Genomic DNA, 13,143 nt, shown 5'->3' on the forward strand with positions numbered 1-13,143 from the left:
GGAGCGCGGATGCTGAACATCAACAACCTGCATGCCTACTACGGCAAAAGCCATGTGCTGCATGGCGTGGAATTTTCCGTACAGCCCGGCGAGATCGTCGCGCTGCTGGGGCGCAATGGCTCGGGCCGCTCCACCACGGCCAAGGCCATCATGGGACTGGTGCACTGGGAGGGCGCGCTGGAGTGGAAGGGCCAGAGCCTGACTGGCAGAAAGGCCTACGAGATCGCTCACCTGGGCCTGGGCTACGTGCCCGAGAGCCGCGACGTGTTCCCCAATCTCACCGTGCACCAGAACCTGCTGCTGGGACAGAAGGGAAAGGGCCGGGACAGCCGCTGGGGCTTCGACGACATGTACGCCATGTTCCCGCGCCTGAAGGAGCGCCAGCACACCGAGGCCGGCGTGATGTCGGGCGGCGAGCAGCAGATGCTGACCCTGTGCCGCACGCTGATGGGCGACCCCGACCTGATCATCATCGACGAGCCCACCGAGGGCCTGGCTCCCAAGATCGTCGAGCTGGTGGGCGAGTACCTGCAAAAGATCAAGCAGCGCGGCGTGTCCGTGCTGCTGATCGAGCAAAAGCTCACCATTGCCATGAGCATCTCGGACCGGGCCCTGGTCATGGGTCATGGGCGCATCGTCTTCGACGGCACGCCCGACGGGCTGCGCGCCGATCAGAAGGTGCGCAAGGAGTGGCTGGAGGTCTGATGCCGTACAAGGCTGGGCCTGCTGCCCGGCAGGCGGCCCGGGCCACGGCGCTTGTCCCGCTTGGGACAAACCGCAGTGGCGCCGGCCCGCGTTTTTTTTACAATCAAAATCGCACGATCGTTCTTTTTCTATCGCATAGGGGACAACAGCATGACTGCTGAATACAAAGTGGACGGTGCCATCGCCGTCATCACCTTGAACAATCCGCCGGTCAACGGCCTGGGACTATCCACGCGGCGGGGCATCGTCGAGGGGCTGGACAAGGCCTATTCCGACCCGGCCGTCAAGGCCATCGTCATCACGGGTGCCGGCAAGGCTTTTTCGGGCGGTGCCGATATCAACGAGTTCGGCAAGGAAGAGGCGTATCGCGAGCCGCACCTGGTCTCGCTGATCAACTCCCTGGACCAGGGCAGCAAGCCCGTGGTGGCCGCCATCCATACCGTCTGCATGGGCGGCGGGCTGGAGCTGGCGCTGGGCTGCAACTACCGCGTGGCCGCTCCCGGCACCCTGGTGGCCCTGCCTGAAGTCAAGCTGGGCCTGCTGCCCGGTGCAGGCGGCACGCAGCGCCTGCCGCGCGTGCTGGGCGTGGAGACCGCGCTGAACATGATCGTCAGCGGCGAGCCGGTCAAGAGCGAGCTGCTGGCCTCCATCCCCGGCCAGAAGCTGTTCGACAAGATGGCCGCCTCGCCCGAGTCCCTGCTGGACGAGGCCAAGGCCTTTGCGCTGGAAGTGGCCGACAAGCACGTGGCGGGTGGTCCGCTGCCGCGCGTGCGCGACCTGCCTTGCAAGCATCCTCAGGGCGACGCCTACTTCCAGTTCGCACGCAACATGGTCAAGGGCATGGCCAAGAACTACCCGGCCCCGGCCCGCTGCGTGGACACGGTGGAGAACGCCGCGCGCAAGAAGTTCGACGAGGGCATGGCCCTGGAGCGCGAAGCCTTCATGCAACTGATGTGGTCGCCCGAGTCGCGCGCACTGCGCCACCTGTTCATGGCCGAGCGCGCGGCCTCCAAGATCGCCGACGTGCCCTCGGACACGCCAGTGCGCGAGATCAAGACCGTGGGCGTCATCGGTGCGGGCACCATGGGCGGCGGCATCTCCATGAACTTCCTGAACGCGGGCATCCCCGTGACCATCCTGGAGACCAAGCAGGAAGCGCTGGACCGTGGCGTGGCCACCATCCGCAAGAACTACGAAGCCCAGGTCAAGAAGGGCAAGCTCACCCAGGAAAAGTACGACCAGCGCATGGCCCTGCTGAGCACCACGCTGTCGTATGACGCGCTCAAGAACGCTGACCTCATCATCGAGGCGGTGTTCGAGGAACTGGGCGTCAAGGAAACCGTGTTCAAGCAACTGGACGAGGTGGCCAAGCCTGGTGCCATCCTGGCCTCCAACACCTCCACGCTGGACGTGGACAAGATCGCCGCCTTCACCAAGCGCCCGCAGGACGTGGTGGGCATGCACTTCTTCAGCCCCGCCAACGTGATGAAACTGCTGGAAGTGGTGCGCGGCAAGCACACCGCCAAGGACGTGCTGGCCACCGTGATGAAGCTGGCCAAGAAGATCAAGAAGACCGCCGTGGTCTCGGGCGTGTGCGACGGCTTCATCGGCAACCGCATGATCGAGCAGTACTCGCGCCAGGCCGGCTTCCTGCTGGACGAAGGCGCCACGCCCGCCCAGGTGGACAAGGCCATCGAGAAGTTCGGCTTCGCCATGGGCCCGTTCCGCATGGGCGATCTGGCCGGCAACGACATCGGCTGGGCCATCCGCAAGCGCCGCGCTGTCGAGCGCGCCGACATGAAGTACAGCCGCACGGCCGACAAGCTGTGCGAGCTGGGCCGCTTCGGCCAGAAGACCGGTGCGGGCTGGTACGACTACCAGGCGGGCAAGCGCGACGCCATCCCGTCCGAGCTGGTCAACCAGATGATCGAGTCGCATCGCAAGGAGCTGGGCATCACCCCGCGCAAGATCTCCGATGAGGAAATCGTCCAGCGCCTGGTCTTCGCCCTGGTCAACGAAGGCGCCCACATCCTGGAAGACGGCATCGCCGGCAAGTCGGGCGATATCGACATGGTCTACCTGACCGGCTATGGCTTCCCCATCTGGCGCGGCGGCCCCATGCACTACGCGGGCGAGGTCGGGCTGTTCAACGTGGTCCAGGCCATGAACCGCTTTGCCAAGAACCCCAACGACGACGCCGATTTCTGGCAGCCGGCCCCGCTGCTGGCGAAGCTGGCGGCCGAAGGCAAGCAATTCAGCTGAGACGTGCGGCGCACGAACTCCTTGCGAACCACCGCAAACCCGCCATACAAGGAATATCCATGACATCCGCCGTGATCGTTTCCACCGCCCGCACCCCCCTGGCCAAGAGCTGGAAGGGGGCCTTCAACATGACCCATGGCGCCACGCTGGGCGGCCATGCCGTGCAGCACGCCGTGCAGCGCGCAGGCGTTGACCCCGCCGCCGTCGATGACGTGATCATGGGCTGCGCCAACCCCGAAGGCGCCACCGGCATGAACATCGCGCGCCAGATCGCGCTCAAGGCCGGCCTGCCCATCACCGCATCGGGCATGACCATCAACCGCTTCTGCTCCTCGGGCCTGCAGACCATTGCCACCGCATCGCAGCGCATCATCGCGGGCGAGGGCGATGTTTACGTGGCCGGCGGCGTGGAGTCCATCTCCTGCGTGCAGCAGGAAATGAACCTGCACATGATCCAGGACCTGGCCCTGGCCAAGCAAAAGCCCGAGATCTACTGGAGCATGCTGCAGACCGCCGAACAGGTCGCCAAGCGCTACGGCATCGGCCGTGACGCCATGGACGAATACGGCGCCGCCAGCCAGCAAAAGGCCTGCGCGGCCCAGGCCGCCGGCCTGCTGGATGCCGAGATCGCCCCCATCACCGTGACCATGGGCGTGGCCGACAAGGTGCGCGGCCTGATCACCAAGGAAGTGACCTGCAGCAAGGACGAGGGCGTGCGCGAGGGCACGACCAAGGAAGGCATCTCGGGCATCCGCCCCGCGCTGCCCGGCGGTGTGATCTCGGCCGGCAATGCCAGCCAGTTCTCCGACGGCGCAGGCGCCTGCGTGGTGGTGAGCGAGGACTATGCATCGCGCAACAATCTCAAGCCCATCGGCCGCTTCCTGGGCTTTGCCGTCGCCGGCTGCGAGCCTGACGAAATGGGCATCGGCCCCGTCTTCGCCGTGCCCAAGGTGCTCAAGAAGCTGGGCCTGACGGTGCAGGACATCGACCTGTGGGAGCTCAATGAAGCCTTTGCCGTGCAGGTGCTGTACTGCCGGGACAAGCTGGGCATCCCCAACGATCGCCTCAATGTCAACGGCGGCGCCATTGCCCTGGGCCATCCCTATGGCGTGTCGGGCCAGCGCCTGACGGGCCATGCCCTGATCGAAGGCAAGCGCCGCGGTGCCAAGCGTGTCTGCGTGACCATGTGCATCGGCGGCGGCATGGGTGCCGCCGGCGTGTTCGAAGTGCTGTAAGTGCAGGTGGCGGCTGCGGCCGCCACCGCCTGTTCCCGTTACTCCTGTTGGCCGCACGCGCTCCCTCTGGCGGCGCCTGCGGCTTCTTTTTTGATTCCGGACCCCACCATGCGCCTGCGTTCCACCATCGATTTCCTGCTCTATGAATGGCTGCGCGCCGATGCGCTGGGCGAGCGCGAGCGCTTTGCCGACCATTCGCGCGACACCTTCGATGCCGTGCTCGACACCTGCGAGCGCATCGCCCGCGAGAAATACGCCCCCTTCAACCGCACCGTGGACACGCAGGAGCCGCAGTTCGACGGCGAGAAAGTCATCCTGCCCCGGTGCACCCACGATGCGCGCCAGGCCTATGCCGACTCGGGCATGCTCAGCGCCGCCCAGGACTACGACATCGGCGGCATGCAGCTGCCCTACACCGTGGAGGCGGCGGCCAACAGCTTCTTCGCGGCGGCCTCCATCAGCATCGGCTCCAACATGCTGACCTCGGGCAATGCCAACGCCATCATGGCCCACGGCACGGACATGCAAAAACAGGTCTTCGCCGCCAACGAATTCAACGGCCGCTGGGCCGGCACCATGTGCCTGTCCGAGCCCCAGGCCGGTTCCTCGCTGAGCGATATCGCCACCCGCGCCGAGCCCGATGGCGCCGACTTCGAGAGCGATGCGCTGGGCCCGCGCTACCGCCTCAAGGGCAACAAGATGTGGATCAGCGCGGGCGACCATGAGCTGACCGAGAACATCGTTCACCTCGTGCTGGCCAAGATCCCGGGGCCGGACGGCAAGCCCGTGCCCGGCGTCAAGGGCATCTCGCTGTTCATCGTGCCCAAGAAGCTCGTGGACACCGAAGGCCAACTCACCGGCGAGCGCAACGACGTGGCCCTGGCCGGCCTCAACCACAAGCTGGGTTGGCGCGGCACCACCAACACGCTGCTGAACTTCGGGGAAGGGCGCTTTCCCGTGCGCGGCGGCGCCGGGGCCGTGGGCTACCTGGTCGGCAAGCCCGGCGAGGGCCTCAAATGCATGTTCCACATGATGAACGAGGCCCGCATCTCCATCGGCATGGCCGCCACCATGCTGGGCATGGCGGGCTACCACGCCAGCCTGGACTACGCGCAGAACCGCCCGCAGGGCCGGCCGATCAAGGGGGCGCCGGGTGCAGCCGGCAAGGATGCCACGCGGCCCCAGTCGCGCATCATCGAGCACGCCGACGTCAAGCGCATGCTGCTGGCGCAGAAGTCCTATTGCGAAGGCGCGCTGGCGCTGAACCTGTTCTGCGCGCGCCTGGTCGATGAGCAGCACACCGGCACGCCCGAATCCGTGGCCGAGGCCCGGCTGCTGCTGGAAGTGCTGACCCCCATCTCCAAGAGCTGGCCCAGCGAGTTCTGCCTGGAGGCCAACTCCCTGGCCATCCAGATCCACGGCGGCTACGGCTATACGCGCGACTTCCCCGTGGAGCAATACTGGCGCGACAACCGCCTGAACATGATCCACGAAGGCACGCACGGCATCCAGGCCATGGACCTGCTGGGCCGCAAGGTGCTCATGGAAGGCGGCAAGGGCCTGCAGCTGCTGGCCACGCGCATCAACGACACCATCCAGCGCGCCATGGCCCGGCCCGAACTGGCCGGCCATGCCAATGAACTGGCCAAGGCGCTGCAGGAAGTCGGCGCCACCACCAAGGCCGCATGGGCCACCGACGACCCGCAACAGGCCCTGGCCAATGCCGTGCCCTACATGCAGGCCTTCGGCCACACGGTACTGGCCTGGACCTGGCTGGACGTGTCCCTGGCCGTGCTGGACAAAGACCCGGGCCTGACCGCCCCCGCCAACGCTGGCCGCATGGCCGCCATGCGCTACTTCTTCGGCTACGAGCTGCCGAAGATCGGCGCCTGGCTCAAGGTCGTGCGTGAGCGCGACATGACTTGCGCGCAGATGAGTGAAGAGGCGTTCTGAGGGAGTTGGCAGCACGGCTGCCGGAGGATGCAAAAAAAGCGCGGACCATGTGGTCTGCGCTTTTTTATTTCAGGGATTTTCAAGGTTGCGGGAGAGCCTGGCCTGCTCCTTGACCCATTCCCTGGTTTTTCCGCGAACGCACCATTCGGGGTTTTTGACCCAGTCCGTGAAATATATGGTGGGGTGCCCTTCCAGGATATTACAGCGTGTATAGCCAAGTTTGGGCATTGCATAGTATTGCAAGGGAGCTATGAGGGCAAGGCAAGAAGCCATGATTATTAATCCTGCCAGCATGGTTGCGTTAAAGCTGCGTTCAGTTACCTTTAAAATTGATGTTTTGCATGGTATTGCCTTGGATAATGAAGAAATTAGACCAACTGCCAATATTACGGGAAAATATGCTACGACTGGTGCTCCGGGTGTTATTCTTATTGATGCTGATAGTTCAATGAGATCTTTGATATCATTAAATATTGCATGCTTAATGTACCAAATGCAGAGAATAAAAATGAAAACATTTAATGGAATGCCCCATATCAAGGTTTTCCTTATTTTTTTTGCGTCCAACATTTTCTTAATTAGTTTTTACGATTTGTGCGGCACATAAATTCATTTTTGAAAATTTCTGTGGAACAGTTGTTAAATTTATACTCTATCTGCTGATAAGTTTTCTGATTATCAAAATTGAGTTTGTCGATATTTATCCGATATATGCCTTGAGGTATGCTGCTGGTGGAAATGCGCAGCATATGGATCACACGTTGTTTGATTTTTAAATCATCGTCTATTTGATTCAAGATGATTCCTGTGACAAGTACGGCCACTGCCACAGCAGCCAAAGGAAGAATTGCAAGGGACGTTGCCGTTGCAAGCTTTATTCCCAAGCCAAGGCCCACCATCGTCGCCAATCCCGCCTTGACCGCCTCCACTCCAATTCCCCCCACCAGATCATGCATGGTCTTCTCATCATTGAAGATGAAGTCCAGTGTCTCTATGCCGGTGCCCACCACCAGGCTCAGGAGAAACCCGCCCTTGGCCACATTCTGCAGACCGCGAATACCCAGGCCCATCTGGACCATGCGTGGATTGGCGGCAAGGAATCGCGTACCTTGCAGCAACTGGCGGCGAAGTCCCGCGTAGCCCGTGATGATGATATAGGTGCCTGTGGCGGTTGTCTTGATATAGGAGCGGGCACCGGCCAGGCCCAATGCAATCAGCGTTTTGGTGATCAGGTACGCGTCGCTGACCATCAGGGAGGCGGGAGCGACCCAGGGTTTGCCTGCATTCGGGCTGGCGGTGTGTGTCCAGTATCGCCCAAGCGCACTGTGGGCCAGCATGGCATGCAGCGTGGCCGCCAGGCGAGGATTGTTACGCGCCTTGTCGCTCAGTATGTCTGCGTATTCCTGTGGCGTGAGCACAATGGCATCGATCTGTTTTTGCTCCATTTGGCGAGCAAGCATGTCGGCATAGCCGATCTGATAGAAGGTGGCGGCAATGGAGGCTGGCATGGTGTATGGAGACGCTGGCTCAGAAGCGGAATCGAGGTTTCCAGCCAATGCGCCTTGATCAATAAAGGCAATTTGACGGAAATGAGTGGTTGCAAGCATGAGAATAATCCGCTGTCAGTGCCCAAGCGGGTTTCTGATGTTTGCTGTGCGAAGAGTCCTCATTTGATTTCATGGCCTGCACGAGGTCAATCAAAGAAGTCGCCCGCAGATCATTTTCAGAATTATCCTTAGGACAATTCCTAAAATCAGGTTTGAAATTCCAGGTGAATAGAGATGCTGCCAATAAGCGTTGGGTCCCAGGCAGCGCCATTCGCCATGGGTGGTATTCACGGGGCACAAGCGCAGGCTGCCCGGCTCGGCCACGGGCATTTGCGGATGAAGGATGCGGGGAGAGGTGGTCCGTACCGCCGCTGCGCTTGCGGGCAGGCTGTTGGACCGGGGTATGGGCTACGGTCTCACCGTGCTGAATGCTTGCAGACGAGGACTCAGGGACCGGGTGTCAGCGCATCGGAAGCCGTGCAGGCGCTGAAGGCCGCCTGCCGGAGGGTGCATGCCTCAAAGATCCAGTCCGAGATAACGCGTGCCCGGCACGGGATTGAAGCTCACCGGTTCCGCATCCACAAAACCCAGGTTTTCATACAGCCGCTGCGCAGCCTGGAACTCGGGCAGCACGTCCAGGCAGATGCGGCTGTAGCCTGCGTGGCGCGCAGCGTCCAGGATGCCTTCCACCAGTCGCCGCCCCAGGTTCTCGCCGCGTACCGTGGGGCGCACGTAGACACGCTTCATTTCGCCTGTCTGCGCATCCACCTGGCGCAGGGCGGCGCAGCCCACGGGCTGGCCGTCTTTCCAGGCCAGCAGTACGCAGCCTTCGGGTGCGGCGTACTTGCCGGGCAGGGCGGCGAACTCGGTCTCGAAGTCCTGGAAGTCCAGGCTCACGGTGGGGCTGGCCACGTATTCCCGGAAGATGCGGACCACGGCGTCGAGGTCTTCGGGAAAGTGGGCGGGGCGGATATCGGTCATGGGGGCAAGGGGTCAAGCCCTGTTCAAGGGCGCTGCTCAGTTGGAATGAAAGCGCACAAGGATAGGGCAAGACGCCCGGGCCGCCGCCGATCCGCTACAGCATGGGCACCACGCCCAAGCACAGGGCATCGTCGTGCGCCAGGCTGGCAACGGTATAGCCCGCAAGTCACTCCTTCAGGGGCGCCTGTTCAGTGCTTTCGCACCTGCCGGTTTGCCTGGAGATCTGTGCTCCAGCTTTCAGGCATTTGTCTTTCTCCACATGGTTCAGGATCAGCGGCGCCAGCCACGCTGCCAGCAAGGCAAGCGCCGAGGGCAGCACGCCAAGCACCCACAGCATCCACTTCGCCTCACGCCGGAAATGCCCGGAGACTCCTGCGTTGGGCGATGCGGGATCTTTCATGGCGATGGCTCCGCTCAACTGCACAAGCGCAGATTGGTGCGCGCAGCCTTGAGCATGGGCAGCACCACATCGGCATCGGTGGGCGGATAGACCTCGCGCAGTTCCTGATCCGTCTTGCCGGCTTCCTCGGCCAGCGGGGCCAGGGTCTGGCGGCAGGCGGCTGCGTCGCCCGAGCGAAGCTGCGCCAGCGCCAGGTCGTTGCGCAGCCAGCCCTTGGTAACGCCGGTCAGCACCTCATCGCAGTCCTGCAGCACCGGCGCCAGCGTGGTCAGCGCCAGGCGGTAGTCCTTGGCGTCGTACGCGCGCTTGAAGTTTCTGCGCGATGCGGCAATGGCCTTGTCCGTGCAGCCGGGTGTGGGCCGAAGGTAATCGCCGCCAAACCAGGCCCGCATGCCGCAGAAGTCCCGGCATGCATCGCCGGTGGCCGTGTCGACCCCGACGCGCTGGCCTGCAGGCGTGAAGTCCACGGCGCAGGCCGAATTCGCCATCCTGGCCCGGCCGTTGGTGATGGTGCCTTCCAGCTCACAGGTATGGCCGTTGGCTCCCACGGTCTGGATGTGGAACTTGCCGCCAGCCTGCACCACCAGATCGCCGCCCCCGCCTTTGCGGACATAGGTGCCCGGTGATGGTGTGGTTTGCTGTGCACTGGCTACGCCGATGTGGCAGGCAAGAACCAAGGACGGCAGGCGTAGCAGGTGGACAGCGAGTTTCATGGGCAGGGGCTTGGGAGTTGCGGTGTAGATGGCCAGCGCCGGAATTGCAGCGAGTGTATCGATGAAGACCATTGGTCTTGGCAACGCCGTTTGTCTGGTGTCCGTGTGGTGCGGCGCACAGTTACATTGCTCCTCCATAAAGCCTTGGTCATTCATGGAAACCACAAAGCACATCAATCCAGACCACTATTTGGAAACCGAACAAGGTCGCCTGTTCACCCCGGAACGCAGTGCTGCCGCATGGGAGTTGGCGTACCGGGACTTGGACAAAGCACTGTCTGCCGGCTCGCCCGCGACCAAGCTCTATGTGGTGGTGGGGGTGCAAGCTGCAGGCAAGAGCAGCTGGATTCAACAGAACGCCGCAGCGTTGGGTGGTGATGCGGTGTTCTTTGATGCCGCCCTTCCGAAGACGGTGCATCGTGAGCGTGCCATTCAGATCGCCAGATCACATGGCGTGCCCGTAGTCTGTATTTGGCTCAAAGCCGATTTGCAGACGTCCTTGCAGAGAAACGCGCAGCGGCGGGCCGATCACCAAGTGCCGGAGCAGGCCATTCGCAGCGTGTTTGCCATGTTCGAGCCGCCGAGTGAGCAGGAAGGGTTCGCGGTAGTCCATATCGACGACACCGAGCCGGCCCCCGGGAGCTCCATCCAGCCCATGGGGCAGCGCCAGTTCCCGTCCCTTCAGGATCTCGACCAGCAGATGATTGTGGGCTGGCGAGCTTGCGAGATGGCGTTGGCCGAAGGCGGCCGCTGGGATATGGATGAATCAGGTCGGCAGCGCTGGGTACCTGGCGAAGCAGTCTGGAGCCATCCGCAGGTGCCCTATCTCCAGTTCATCGAGATTTGGATTCAACTGGTGGACGGACGTGTCTGGTCAATGCTTTCCCGTATCGACGATGGCAGCGGGTTTCACGGCCTGTACCTTGTGACTCCAGAGGCGTCTGAGTCGGGTCCCGGCGTGCCTGCATCCATTGGTTACCGTGACCGACTGCTGGCTGAGTTGCCCTTGGGCCTTGTGCGGATAAAAGACATGCGCCGGGATGCAGATGGCTTTGTCGTGGAGATGTGCATGCACATCGGCCAGAAAGTGGTTCGGTTCCTGTCAGGGGAGGTCTATGAGCGGGGTCAGGGCCTGTTTGAAGTCATAGAGCTTGATGAATCGATACTCGTCCAGATAGAAAGCTAGATGCAGCGAGGCATTGGGCAGCAATCGCTGATGTGCCTTTTGCCGTCGGTATGTCCTGATGTGGAAAGCGCGCAGAGACAGGCTCCTCACAACGCCAGATGCAAAGCCTCCCCCGTCCCCTGCGCAGGCACGGCGCAGCAGATCAGGGCCTCGCCTGCTGGCACGGCGAAGGAGGGTGGCGAGGCATAGGTCACCCCGCCCTGCAGCACACGCGTGCGGCAGTCGCCGCAGCTGCCGCCCCGGCAGCCGAAGGCGGGCTCCAGCCCCCGGGCCTCGGCCACTTCGAGCAGGCTGCCGTCGCCGGGCTTCCAGCGCGCTTCCTTGGCCGAGTCGGCAAAGATGATGCGGACAGGCTGTGTGGCGGGTGCCGGCAGTTCGGCGGCGGGGGGTGCACCGGCCATGGAGCGCTTCAGGGCCGAGGGACCGAAGGCTTCTGCGTGGATGCGCTCGTCGGGCACGTTGCGTTCGCGCAGGCCGTCATAGGTGGCCTGCATGAAGGCGTCCGGGCCGCAGAGGTAGAAGTCGTAGTCGTCCCAGGGCAGGGTGGCTTTCAGCAGGGCCATGTCGATGTGGCCCTCATGGTCGTAGTCGCGGCCGGCCTTTGCCGTGCCGGGCTGGCTGAGCGTTCGCACCCAGTGCACCTCGGCATTGCCGGCCTTCACCAGTTCGGCAATCTCCGTGTCAAAGGCCCGTTCGCTGCGCGTGCGAGCCGCCTGGAACAGCCAGGTGGGCCGCAGGCTGCGGGTGCGCCGGCCTTCGTGGACGATGTGGCGCAGCATGGCCAGCAAGGGCGTGATGCCTATGCCCGCGGCCAGCAGCACGGCGGGGCGGCGCAGGGCCGCATCGGCGGTGAAGCTTCCAGCGGGCGGGCGGGCCTCGACCAGATCACCGGGCTTCAGGCCATGCAGATGGCTGGATGCGCGGCCTTGCCTCTTGACGCTGATGCGCAAGCGCCCGTCCGAAGGCGCCAGCGACAGCGTATAGGTGCGCTGCAGATGGCTGCCGTCCGCCAGCGTGAGGCGCAGCGGCAGGTGCTGGCCCACCGTGGCCATGCCATCGGCCGGCTCCAGGTAGAGCGAGCGGATGGTGGAACTCTCATCCACGGCCTGCGCCACCCGGAACGGTCGCCACTGCCGCCCCAGCCGCGCGGCGGCCAGGCGCTGGCTGGCATCGGCCCAGCTTCCGGTCATCTGCAGGTGGGGCGACCAGCCGTCGGCCGCCATGCTCCAGCGCAGCGGCAGGGCGTCGGGCCGGCGCACGATGCGGCGGGGCTTGAAGGTCCACAGGCGCTCGGCGCCCTCGAAGGCGGCGATTTCCGGGGAGTCAAGGATGACGCTGGCCTCGCCCGTCATCTGCAGCATTTCCCCGGTTTCGGAGTCGATGAACAGCAGGCCCGCCTTGGGATTGACCAGGAAGTTGCCCAGGGTCATGAAGAACAGGTTGCCCGAGAAGTCGGGGATGGTCAGCGTTCCATCGGCGTCGATCCGCACAAAGCCCGGCTTGCCGCCACGGTGGGAGACATCGACCTGGCGCAGGCCATCCTCCCCATCAACGTAGGACGCCACGTAGAACGTATCCGCCTGCGTAATCAGGGCCTGTGCGCGCGGGTCCAGCGATGCCAGTTCGACCGCCGGCACCTGCGTAGGCTCCCCGGCAGGCCGGACAAACCGGACGCTGCGGTTCTGGATATAGCGCGGGCAGTTGCCGAAACTCTGGACCACGCTGATGTCGAAGACGCCCGCCCCATCAACGCCTGTCTTGCGCCGCACGGTGCCGTTGAGCCGGTTGCGCCGGCGCGTCATGGGGTCCATGCCCAGCAGGCCCACGGCATGGCCATCGGCCAGGCCCGGCTCGGCCGGGTCGGCCGCATCACGGCCCGCCGCCACATGCAGGGTCGATGGATCGGGAGAGTGCAGGAAGCCCGGCTCGCCGGCCCGTACCGTGGCCCAGGCGTCGCCTTGCGCATCCACGCTGCCCAGCACCACGAAATGCAGCAGCGGGTAGAACTCGCGGTGCTGGTCCAGCAGGAAGGGGCGCAGGAACTTGCGGCCCGGCATGTCCATGCGGCCCACGACGCCAACGCTTTGCTGGATCGCCAGTTCGCCCGCATGCCAGGGCGAGGCGGGGTTTTGCAGGGGTTGCGGGTGCATGGTGCGCTCCT

At 63.6% G+C, this 13,143-nt stretch carries 11 protein-coding genes; 5 read left to right on the top strand and 6 right to left on the bottom strand.

Annotated features, from left to right (window positions below; genetic code table 11):
- Window positions 1–9 precede the first annotated feature (9 nt).
- From ACN20X_RS15565 to ACN20X_RS15580, 4 genes are all read left to right on the top strand, one after another.
- Window positions 10–705 (top strand): ABC transporter ATP-binding protein, encoded by a 696-nt coding sequence (locus tag ACN20X_RS15565; RefSeq protein ID WP_016446753.1) that lies wholly within the window; start codon window positions 10–12, stop codon window positions 703–705.
- Window positions 706–855: 150 nt separating this feature from the next.
- Window positions 856–2,967, top strand: coding sequence for a 3-hydroxyacyl-CoA dehydrogenase NAD-binding domain-containing protein (locus ACN20X_RS15570; RefSeq protein WP_473209554.1), 2,112 nt, complete (start codon window positions 856–858; stop codon window positions 2,965–2,967).
- Window positions 2,968–3,026: 59 nt separating this feature from the next.
- Entirely contained in the window at window positions 3,027–4,202 is a 1,176-nt protein-coding gene (locus ACN20X_RS15575) for an acetyl-CoA C-acyltransferase (RefSeq protein ID WP_016446755.1), read from the top strand.
- A gap of 108 nt (window positions 4,203–4,310) precedes the next feature.
- Window positions 4,311–6,155, top strand: coding sequence for an acyl-CoA dehydrogenase (locus ACN20X_RS15580; protein ID WP_133073016.1), 1,845 nt, complete (start codon window positions 4,311–4,313; stop codon window positions 6,153–6,155).
- A gap of 69 nt (window positions 6,156–6,224) precedes the next feature.
- Here the strand turns inward: ACN20X_RS15580 and ACN20X_RS15585 are convergent, their stop codons facing one another.
- The 5 genes from ACN20X_RS15585 to ACN20X_RS15605 form a co-directional block, all read right to left on the bottom strand.
- Entirely contained in the window at window positions 6,225–6,725 is a 501-nt protein-coding gene (locus ACN20X_RS15585) for a hypothetical protein (protein WP_473209555.1), read from the bottom strand.
- Window positions 6,726–6,733: 8 nt separating this feature from the next.
- Window positions 6,734–7,663 (bottom strand): hypothetical protein, encoded by a 930-nt coding sequence (locus ACN20X_RS15590; RefSeq protein ID WP_016452904.1) that lies wholly within the window; start codon window positions 7,661–7,663, stop codon window positions 6,734–6,736.
- Between the two features lie 555 nt (window positions 7,664–8,218).
- Window positions 8,219–8,683 (bottom strand): GNAT family N-acetyltransferase, encoded by a 465-nt coding sequence (locus ACN20X_RS15595; protein ID WP_013802764.1) that lies wholly within the window; start codon window positions 8,681–8,683, stop codon window positions 8,219–8,221.
- A 166-nt stretch (window positions 8,684–8,849) separates the two neighbouring features.
- Complete coding sequence (locus tag ACN20X_RS15600) at window positions 8,850–9,083, bottom strand: hypothetical protein (RefSeq protein ID WP_016452903.1); 234 nt, start codon at window positions 9,081–9,083, stop codon at window positions 8,850–8,852.
- Between the two features lie 14 nt (window positions 9,084–9,097).
- Window positions 9,098–9,796 carry a hypothetical protein gene (locus tag ACN20X_RS15605; protein ID WP_034349093.1) on the bottom strand — a complete coding sequence of 233 codons (699 nt, stop codon included), beginning with the start codon at window positions 9,794–9,796 and terminating at the stop codon, window positions 9,098–9,100.
- Window positions 9,797–9,950: 154 nt separating this feature from the next.
- On the opposite strand from ACN20X_RS15605, the gene ACN20X_RS15610 reads away from it, so the two are divergent.
- Window positions 9,951–10,982: a P-loop nucleotide/nucleoside kinase family protein gene (locus ACN20X_RS15610; RefSeq protein WP_016452901.1), complete on the top strand. Its 1,032-nt coding sequence runs from the start codon at window positions 9,951–9,953 to the stop codon at window positions 10,980–10,982.
- Between the two features lie 86 nt (window positions 10,983–11,068).
- Here the strand turns inward: ACN20X_RS15610 and ACN20X_RS15615 are convergent, their stop codons facing one another.
- Window positions 11,069–13,132 carry a 2Fe-2S iron-sulfur cluster-binding protein gene (locus tag ACN20X_RS15615; RefSeq protein WP_473209556.1) on the bottom strand — a complete coding sequence of 688 codons (2,064 nt, stop codon included), beginning with the start codon at window positions 13,130–13,132 and terminating at the stop codon, window positions 11,069–11,071.
- Window positions 13,133–13,143: the final 11 nt, after the last annotated feature.

This window comes from Delftia sp. PX-1, from assembly GCF_055797465.1.

Bases quoted from the DNA above. Each gene is read 5' to 3' on its own strand.
- ACN20X_RS15595 (WP_013802764.1), bottom strand. From the start codon at position 8,683: ATGACCGATATCCGCCCCGCCCACTTTCCCGAAGACCTCGACGCCGTG.
- ACN20X_RS15580 (WP_133073016.1), top strand. From the start codon at position 4,311: ATGCGCCTGCGTTCCACCATCGATTTCCTGCTCTATGAATGGCTGCGC.
- ACN20X_RS15615 (WP_473209556.1), bottom strand. From the start codon at position 13,132: ATGCACCCGCAACCCCTGCAAAACCCCGCCTCGCCCTGGCATGCGGGC.
- ACN20X_RS15605 (WP_034349093.1), bottom strand. From the start codon at position 9,796: ATGAAACTCGCTGTCCACCTGCTACGCCTGCCGTCCTTGGTTCTTGCC.
- ACN20X_RS15575 (WP_016446755.1), top strand. From the start codon at position 3,027: ATGACATCCGCCGTGATCGTTTCCACCGCCCGCACCCCCCTGGCCAAG.
- ACN20X_RS15610 (WP_016452901.1), top strand. From the start codon at position 9,951: ATGGAAACCACAAAGCACATCAATCCAGACCACTATTTGGAAACCGAA.
- ACN20X_RS15600 (WP_016452903.1), bottom strand. From the start codon at position 9,083: ATGAAAGATCCCGCATCGCCCAACGCAGGAGTCTCCGGGCATTTCCGG.
- ACN20X_RS15570 (WP_473209554.1), top strand. From the start codon at position 856: ATGACTGCTGAATACAAAGTGGACGGTGCCATCGCCGTCATCACCTTG.
- ACN20X_RS15590 (WP_016452904.1), bottom strand. From the start codon at position 7,663: ATGCCAGCCTCCATTGCCGCCACCTTCTATCAGATCGGCTATGCCGAC.
- ACN20X_RS15565 (WP_016446753.1), top strand. From the start codon at position 10: ATGCTGAACATCAACAACCTGCATGCCTACTACGGCAAAAGCCATGTG.
- ACN20X_RS15585 (WP_473209555.1), bottom strand. From the start codon at position 6,725: ATGTTGGACGCAAAAAAAATAAGGAAAACCTTGATATGGGGCATTCCA.